7 protein-coding genes are annotated in these 8,041 nt (G+C 72.7%); 1 reads left to right on the top strand and 6 read right to left on the bottom strand.

The annotated features are described in order from the left end of the window. Positions 1-56: 56 nt before the first annotated feature. The 5 genes from IEZ03_RS23015 to IEZ03_RS22995 are packed head-to-tail and all read right to left on the bottom strand — an operon-like array spanning position 57 to position 6,847. Positions 57-758, bottom strand: a complete 702-nt coding sequence (locus IEZ03_RS23015; protein WP_184890710.1) for an ABC transporter ATP-binding protein — start codon at positions 756-758, stop codon at positions 57-59. A gap of 5 nt (positions 759-763) precedes the next feature. Continuing rightward, positions 764-3,541 (bottom strand): ABC transporter permease subunit, encoded by a 2,778-nt coding sequence (locus tag IEZ03_RS23010; protein ID WP_184885636.1) that lies wholly within the window; start codon positions 3,539-3,541, stop codon positions 764-766. A gap of 25 nt (positions 3,542-3,566) precedes the next feature. Further along, complete coding sequence (locus IEZ03_RS23005) at positions 3,567-4,784, bottom strand: ABC transporter substrate-binding protein (protein ID WP_184885638.1); 1,218 nt, start codon at positions 4,782-4,784, stop codon at positions 3,567-3,569. 15 nt (positions 4,785-4,799) lie between these two features. After that, the gene (locus IEZ03_RS23000; RefSeq protein WP_221480774.1) at positions 4,800-5,201 is read right to left on the bottom strand and encodes a DUF427 domain-containing protein; all 402 of its coding nucleotides are present in this window, start codon (positions 5,199-5,201) and stop codon (positions 4,800-4,802) included. 11 nt (positions 5,202-5,212) lie between these two features. Beyond that, the gene (locus IEZ03_RS22995; RefSeq protein ID WP_221480775.1) at positions 5,213-6,847 is read right to left on the bottom strand and encodes an AMP-binding protein; all 1,635 of its coding nucleotides are present in this window, start codon (positions 6,845-6,847) and stop codon (positions 5,213-5,215) included. A gap of 111 nt (positions 6,848-6,958) precedes the next feature. Here IEZ03_RS22995 and IEZ03_RS22990 point away from each other — a divergent pair, with 111 nt between their 5' ends. Next, a complete protein-coding gene (locus tag IEZ03_RS22990; RefSeq protein WP_184885642.1) occupies positions 6,959-7,417 on the top strand; it encodes a VOC family protein in 459 nt (152 codons plus the stop codon). 276 nt (positions 7,418-7,693) lie between these two features. Here the strand turns inward: IEZ03_RS22990 and IEZ03_RS22985 are convergent. Beyond that, a partial coding sequence (locus IEZ03_RS22985) for an LLM class flavin-dependent oxidoreductase (protein WP_189241226.1) occupies positions 7,694-8,041 on the bottom strand: 348 nt, incomplete at its 5' end.

Below are 8,041 nucleotides of genomic sequence, written 5' to 3'. Positions count from 1 at the left end.
GGCGTGCCGGGGACTCCGCCCAGTCCCCGGCACGCCGCCGGTCCGTACGACGGCGGTCAGCCGGACGAGGCGTCCGCGCCCGCCCCGAGGTAGGCCGCCTGGAGGGCCTCGGGAGAGGCCAGCAGCTCGGCGCCCGTGCCGGACAGCGACAGCCGGCCGCGGCGCAGCACGTACCCGCGGTCGCTGACCGCCAGCACCTGCGAGGCGTGCTGCTCGACGATCAGCACCGCCGTCCCGGCCTCGTCCGCGGCCGCGCGCAGCCGCTCCAGCAGCCGCCGCACGATCAGCGGGGCGAGGCCCAGGGACAGCTCGTCCACCAGCAGCAGGTCCGGTCTGCCCGCCAGGCTCCGGGCCAGCGCGAGCATCCGCTGCTCACCCCCGGACAGCAGCCCGCCGCGCCGCTTGAGCAGCGGCTCCAGCTCGGGGAACAGCGCCAGCGCGTCGGCGACCGGGCCCGGCCCGAGCCGCAGGTTGGCCAGCGTCGTCAGCCGGCTGAACACCGAGCCCTGCTCGCTGATGTAGGAGACGCCGCGCCGCGCCCGCTGGTGCAGCGCGCCGCGCAGCGGGGCGTCCCGGTACAGGACCCGCCCGGACGTCGGCGCGAGCACCCCCGCCAGCGCGAGCAGCGTCGTGGTCTTCCCGGCGCCGTTCGGGCCGAGCAGCGCGACGACCTCGCCCTTGTCGATGGTCAGGTCGAGCTCGCGGATGACGTCCACGCCCGAGTACCCGGCGGACATCCCTTCGACCTTCAGCAGCATGGTCCTCACGCCCTTTCCGGCTCTGCCCGCGCGTCGGTTCCGAGGTAGGCCTCGACCACGGCCGGGTCCCGGAGGATCTCCTCCGGCGCGCCGTCCGCGATCAGCCGCCCGAAGTTGAGCACCGCGATCCGGTCGGCGCACGTCTGCACGAACGACATGTCGTGCTCGATCACCAGGACGGCGATGCAGAGGGTGTCGGCCAGCCGCCGGATCAGCCTGGCCAGCTCGGCCGTCTCCTCCTCGCCGAGGCCCGCGGCGGGCTCGTCCAGGAGCAGCACGGCCGGGTCGGACGCCACGGCGCGGGCGATCGCCAGCAGCCTGCGCCGCCCGTGCGGCAGCTCGTCGGGCAGCCGCGCCAGGTCCTCGGCGAGGCCGAACTCCTGGACGGCGGCCTCCCCGGCGGCCGTCAGCCGCGGGATGCGCGGGCGGACCATGTCGGTGACGTACCGCCGCGCCGGGCTCCCCGACGTGACCAGGAGGTTCTCCAGCACCGTCAGGTCCTCGAACAGCTCCAGGGACTGGAAGGAGCGGACGAGCCCGGCACGCGCCCGGCGCGCGGCGCCCCAGTCCTCCAGGGCGTGCTCGCCGAGCCGGATCCGCGCGCCGCGCTCCGGCTTGACGAAGCCGGTCAGCGCGTCGATCACCGTCGTCTTGCCGGCGCCGTTCGGCCCGATCAGCGCGACGACCTCGCCGGGCCGCACGCGCAGGCTCACCTCGTCGACCGCGCGCACCCGGCCGAAGCGGACGCTCAGCCCGTCGACCTCCAGGGTGCGGGCGCTCTCCGAGCGCTCGGCCCGCGGCGCCTCCCCGCCCTGCCCGAGGACGGGCGGCGCGACCGCCGCGGGGGCCCGGCGCCGCCGGGACCCGACCCGCTCGCGGACCATCGAGACGGCTCTGACCTGCTCGAACGCCATCCCGCTGGGGTTCGCGAGAATGATCAGCAGCAGCATGGCGCCCGAGACGATCTCCAGCGCGTTGGTGCCGAGCCCGAACGAGTGCAGGATCTGCCCGCCGATGCCGCCGGGGGCGAACGTGCCGGCCCCGATCGCGCCGATCACGTAGCCGATCCCGCCGATCACCGTGTAGACGACCAGCTGCACCGACGAGAACGGCGAGAACTCGGTCAGCACCAGGTTCTGCTGCCGGAAGGCCAGGAACACGCCGCCGAGCGCGGCGAGCGCCGCCCCGAGGCCGAACGCGTAGACCTTGATCGCCGCGCTGTTGAGGCCGAGCGCCGCGGCGGCCCGCTCGTTGCTGCGCAGCGCGATCAGCCGCAGCCCGGTGCCGCTGCGCCGGACGTTCGCCACCGCGACGCAGACCGCGATGAGGACCGCCAGTGTCACGAAGGCCAGCCGGCGCGGATGGTCGAACCCGTCGATGGGGAGGCCGAACACGCTCAGCTTGCCGATGTCGATCCCCTCCAGCCCGCCGGTGAGGGCCGGGTTCTGCAGGATCAGCTGGGACAGCACGACCGTCAGGCCGAAGGTCAGCAGTGCCAGGTTCACGCCCCGGGTGCGGAGCGCCGGGACGGCGACCACGACCCCGACCACGGTGGTGATGACCACGGCGGCCACGAGGGCCGGGACGAACGGCCACGACTGCGTCTGGACGAGCTTCCCGGCGATCCACGCGCCGGTGCCGGCCAGGCCCATCTGCGCCAGCGAGATCTGCCCGGTGAGGCCGGTGACCACCACCAGCGACAGGCAGATCATCGCGGCGGCCAGGCTGACCTGGATCGAGGCCGCCCACGACGAGGGCACCGCCAGGATGAGGGCGACGGTCAGCGCCACCGCCACCAGCAGGCCGGGCAGGGAGATCCGTCCCGTGCCCAGCACCGGCAGCCGGTCGAGCAGTTCTCCGCGCGCGGGCAGGTTGCGGCCCGCGACGAAGAGCACCACCACGATCATGAGGAACGCGGCGGAGTGGGACACCGACTGGGCGGTGAACGCACCGAACAGCAGCCGGTCGTCGGAGACGAACGGCGCCAGCGGGCCTTCGTCGGTGATGTAGCGCGCCAGCAGCGTCTCGACGACGCCGATGACCAGCGCCGCCGCGAGCGTCTTCCAGAACGAGTAGAACCGGCCGACGAGCGCCGCCGCCAGCGAGCGCAGCACGATCAGGGACAGCGCCTCGACGCTGAGGAACAGGATCGGCGCGACCAGGATCCCGGCCAGCGACGCCAGGACGGCGCCGAGCACCCAGTTGGCCGTGGCGACCACGTCCGGCGACTTGCCGAGCGCCGCCGCGGCCACCGGGTTCTCCGCGATCGCCTCGGTGGAGCGCCCGAACGGCGTCCACCGGAACAGCGCGACCAGGCCGACCGTCAGGACGGCGGCGATGCCGATGACCCAGAAGCGGTCCTCGCCGATCCCCGCGTCCGCGCCGAACAGGTGGTGCGGTTCGTGCGGAAGCGGGGAGACGACGAGGTCCTGCCCGCGTCCCCACAGCTGGTAGCCGATCCCGACCAGCAGCGCGAACACGCCGAGGGTCGCGACGAGCCGCACCAGCGACGACGCCCGCCGCAGGTGCTTCATCAGCAGCAGGTGCGTGGCGGCGCCGAGCAGCGCGGGCACGCCGAGGGCGAGCAGCCACGCCGCGGGCTGCGGAAGCCCGAGGTCCGGAGCGACGCGGTAGAAGATGTAGGCGCCGATCATGCTGTAGGCGCCCTGCGCGAAGTTCACCACCCCGCTGCCGCGGTAGATCAGCACCAGCCCCTGGGCGGTGAGGGCGTAGACCGCCCCCACCGACAGCCCCAGGATGAGAAACGTGAGCAGGTCGTTCATGGCGAGGCTCCCGGCCGGGTCCGTGTTACTTCTTCGCGGCCTGGTTGAGGTCGGTGAACTCGCCGCCGTCCGGCGCCATGATCTTGCCGCCCTCAACGGTCTGGAACTGGACGGTGGCCCGCGGGATCCGCGGCAGCTTCAGGAAGTTCGCCTCGCCGTAGGTGAAGTCGGGCGCGATGCCGAGCGACACCTTGCTGCCTTCGAGCGCCTTCATCAGCGCGGCTCCGCTGACCTCGGACACCCCGTTGAGCCGGTCGGCCACCAGGTGGACCGACGCCCAGGCGTTCAGCGCGAACTCGGTGCCCTCGACCTCGCCGTCCCCGTACTTCTTCATCTCGTCCAGGAACTGCTTGATCTTCGGGTTGGACGTGCTGGTCACCGGCTCGTAGTCGCTGACGACGATGGTGCCCTCGCCCGCCTCGCCGGTCTTCGCCAGCGAGCCCTCGGACACGGCCGTCGCGACCACCGAGATCTTGCCCTTGTAGCCGGCCTGCCGCAGCCCGACGATGGTCTTGCTGGTGACGTCGGTCGAGGCCAGCAGCGCCACCCCGTCGGGGTTGGCGGCGGCGATCTCGCTGAAGTTCGAGGTCAGGTCGGCCGACGCGTCGAACGGCAGGTAGTAGGCGCCCTTCAGGTCGCCGGGCGACTCCAGCAGCGCCTTCACGTACTGCGGGACCAGCCGCCCGGACGGGCTGTCGCCGGTCACCACCGCCACCGTCTTCGCGCCCGCCTTCTGCAGCGCGATGCCGGTGCCCGCCGAGAGCACCGGCGAGCCGCCGATGATCGGGAAGGACGCGGGGTTGGTGAAGTCCTGGCCGGTCTGCACCATCGTGCCGACCAGCGGGATGTTCGCCCCCTGGAACGCCTGGACGACGGCGTCCGACGAGACGTACTTGCCGACGCCGGCGACGACCTTCTGGTCGATGGCCTCGCGGGCGCACTTGGTGGCCGCGTTGGGGTCGGTGACGGTGGACGCCTCGCAGTGCACCAGCTCCAGCGGGCGCGCCTCGCCGCCGCCGGGCTTGACGCCGCCGGCGTCGTTGACCGCGTTGACCGCGGCCTTGGCGGCCTTCAGCAGCTCGGGCTGGTAGATGGGGCCGGGGCCGGAGGCGATCACCGACAGCTTGACCGGCTCACCGGTGAGGTTCTTGCCGTACTCGGACTCGGCTGCGGAGTCGGAGCACGCGGTGGCGGTGGCCGCCGCCAGCGCCGCGAGGGCGGCGATGCCAAGGATTCGGCGCAATGGTCTCTCCCTATTTCAGGGGCGGGGGGCCGGGGGGTTGGAGGTGACGGGGTCCGCGGTGCCGATCCGAACGACGGCCCGGTCCTGGTAGAAGGCGATGTGGTCGCGGAGGACCGCGACCTCGGTGTACGGCTCCGGGTACTCCCATGCGATGGGGTCGGGGTCTTCCCGGGGCCGCCAGTACCTCGCCCGGCCCTTGAACGGGCAGCGCGAGGTGTGCTCGGAGGGCGCGAGGTGCTCGAAGCGCACGTCGGCCCTGGGGATGTAGAGGACGATCCCGTGGTCCTGCTCGTCCACGAGGAGGGCGGCGGTCGTCTCGGCGAGGGTCGTGCCCTCGTGCGTCACGCGGACGAGGTTGCGTTTGCGGTGGACGTCCACGCGGTAGTCGGGCCGGTCGGTGTAACCCGACGGTTCCAAGGCTTCTCCCCTCATCGGGCGTGCTCCAGCGCGCCGTCGCGGATCTGCTGGCGCAGCCGGAACTTCTGGATCTTTCCGGTCGCGGTGCGCGGGAAGTCCGCGACGAGGTGCACCGACTCGGGCCACTTCTGCCGGGCGAGCCCGGCGGCGGCGAGGTGCGCGCGCACGTCGTCCAGCCCGACCGGGCCGGCCGCCTCGTGCGGGCGGATCACCGCGGCGGCGTGCTCGCCCAGCCGCGGGTCGGGCTCGGCGACCACGCTGACCTCGGCGACCTGCTCCATCTTGAGGAGCAGCGACTCGATCTCCTGGGCGCTGATGTTCTCGCCGCCGCGGATGATGACGTCGGCCACGCGGTCGGTGATGGTGAGGTAGCCGTCGGCGTCGAAGACGCCCATGTCACCGGTGCGGTACCAGCCGTCGGCGTCGAAGGCGCGGGCGGTCAGCGCGGGGTCGGTGTAGCCGATGCAGCAGTCGGCGCCGCGCGAGAGGATCTGGCCGTCCTCGTCCAGGCGGGCCTCCGCGCCGGGCAGTGCCCGGCCGTCGGTGCGCAGCCGCTTGTCGGCGGGCTCGTCCAGCAGGCTCGCCGTGATCGACGGGTGCTCGGTGCTCCCGTACGACCGGAACACCGCGATGCCCTCCTTCGTGGCCCGCTCGGTGAAGGCCTCGGGCACCATCGCGCCGCCGAGTCCCATGTACGGGATCAGGGACAGGTGCTCGGGGGTGAAGTCGGGGTGGTCGAGGAGGCTGGTCAGGAAGTAGGTGGGGCCGCCGGCGATGCCGAGCTTCCGCTCGCCCATCATCCGCAGCACCTCGGCCGGGTCCCACACGTCGATCAGGTGCACCGGCTCCGCGCGCAGCAGCGGCAGCAGGAAGGCGTTGATCATCCCCATGAAGTGGCCGACGGGGGTGCCGACGATCTGCGGGGGGCCGCCCTTGCCGTAGAAGTGGTCGGCCTGGCGCGCCTCCCAGCCGATCGTCTGGTGGCTGTGGATCACGCCCTTGGGGTTGAGGGTCGTGCCGGAGGTGAAGCCCACGATCACCGGGGAGGCGGGGTCGACCGGCACCGGCTCGGCGAGCGGGTCGCCGTCCAGCAGCCGGTGGAAGGGGGTGGCGGCCCGCGGCAGCTCCCACTCGGGGCGGTCGCTCACGACCAGCCAGAGGGGCTCGCCGTCGCGCTCCCCCAGGAGCCGCTCGTACTGCTGGAGGTGGTCGGTGCGGCCGAAGCGGTCGGGCGTGACGACCACAGCCGGACGGGTGTCGTCCAGGATGTAGCCGACCTCCTTGGGCCCGTAGAAGTGCACCACGGGGACGACGATCGCGCCCACGTACGCGGCGGCCCAGAAGGTGATGGCGGCCTCGACCCAGTTCGGCAGCTGCACGACGATGACCGAGCCGGGGCCGATGTCCCGGGCCAGCAGGGTCCCGGCGAGGGAGCGCGCCGCCCGGTCCACGTCGGCGAACGTGCCGGTGTAGGGGCGTGTCTTCGAGCCCACGTGGAAGCGCGAGCGCGGGGCGCGGCCCAGACCCGCGGCCACCATCGAGCCGAGGGTGTCGCCGGTCCACCAGCCTTCGTCGCGGTAGTGCTGTGCGAGTCCGGCGGGAACCGTCCGGACGCCCCAGCCTTCGGAAGCAGAGCTTCGGGTCACCGTATCGCCTTCAGTGGTCGGGATCTTGAGGCCGGCGGCTTCCCCGCCCCGGCCCTGACGGTTAACATCAAAGTATGTTCTGACGTCGAGGTCAATACTTGGGAGAAGTTTGTGGGGAGCACGCGGATCTACCACGTCGGCATCGTCGTCCCGGCCCTGGAGCCGGCGATGGCCCAGTTCAGCGCGGCCGCGGGGGTGACATGGGGCCGGGTGCAGCGCTTCCCGGCCGAGTTCGCGTCCCCCTCGGGCACGCGGACGTACGACCAGACATTCGTTCTCTCCATGGAGGGACCGCCTTACATCGAGTTGCTCGTGCAGGTCCCCGGCAGCGTTTGGGAGCGGACCGGCCTGCACCACCTGGGCATGTGGAGCGACGACGTGGCGGGCGAGTCGGCCGACCTGGAGGAACGCGGCTGCGCCTGGCAGGCGGCCCTCCTCGACGGCACCGGCCGGCGCGCCGGCGGCTGCTACCACGACTTGCCTGATCTTGACGTCAAAGTCGAATTGGTGTCACGGTCGGCGAGCGCGCCGCGGCTGGCGCGCTACCTGGCCGGCGGCGACTACCGCTGAGCCTCCCCGGCCGCGGGGCCGGGGAGGCGCGCCCGCCCCGGGAGGAGTGCGGCCGGGCGCGCCTCGTAGGTGAACCCGGATCGACCAGTGCGGACGCGGAATAAGCAGCCGCGTTCCCGCCGGGTTACAGGACGGATGGGGCGGGGACCCGGCGCGCCCTGCCCTACCCGGCCGAGGACGTGCCGGAAATATGACATTTGACGTCGATGATATGCCGCTCCGGACCTGCTTCGGCCCGGAGCGGTCCAGCGCGCCGACAGCGCCCTAATCCGCTGGTCAGCGGGCCTTGGCGTGCGCGGCGAGGAACTCCCACGTGCGTTCGGTATCGACGTCGCTCTTGGCCAGCGGGTGGGCCGCGAAGTCCGTGACACCGCTCTCGGCGAACGCGTCGATGCGCCGAGCCACCTCGTCCGGCGACCCGACGATCGCCAGCTGGGCGACCCCGTCCACGCCCTCCCGGGCCAGCACCTTCCGGTAGGACGGGAGAGCGTCGTTGGCGCCGAGGACGCGGTGGATGTGGCTCCGCGCCTCCGCGGCGTCCCCGGTCACGCACACCGGCAGGGCGGCCACGATCCGGAACGGGGCACCGGCCGGGCGGCCGTCCAGCGCCGGGCGGATCACCTC

Origin of the sequence: Actinomadura livida, assembly GCF_014648675.1 — a bacterium.
Classification (GTDB): Bacteria; Actinomycetota; Actinomycetes; order Streptosporangiales; family Streptosporangiaceae; genus Spirillospora; species Spirillospora livida.
The sequence above is the reverse complement of the archived record's forward strand: the minus strand, read 5'-3'. Positions and strand labels throughout refer to the sequence as shown.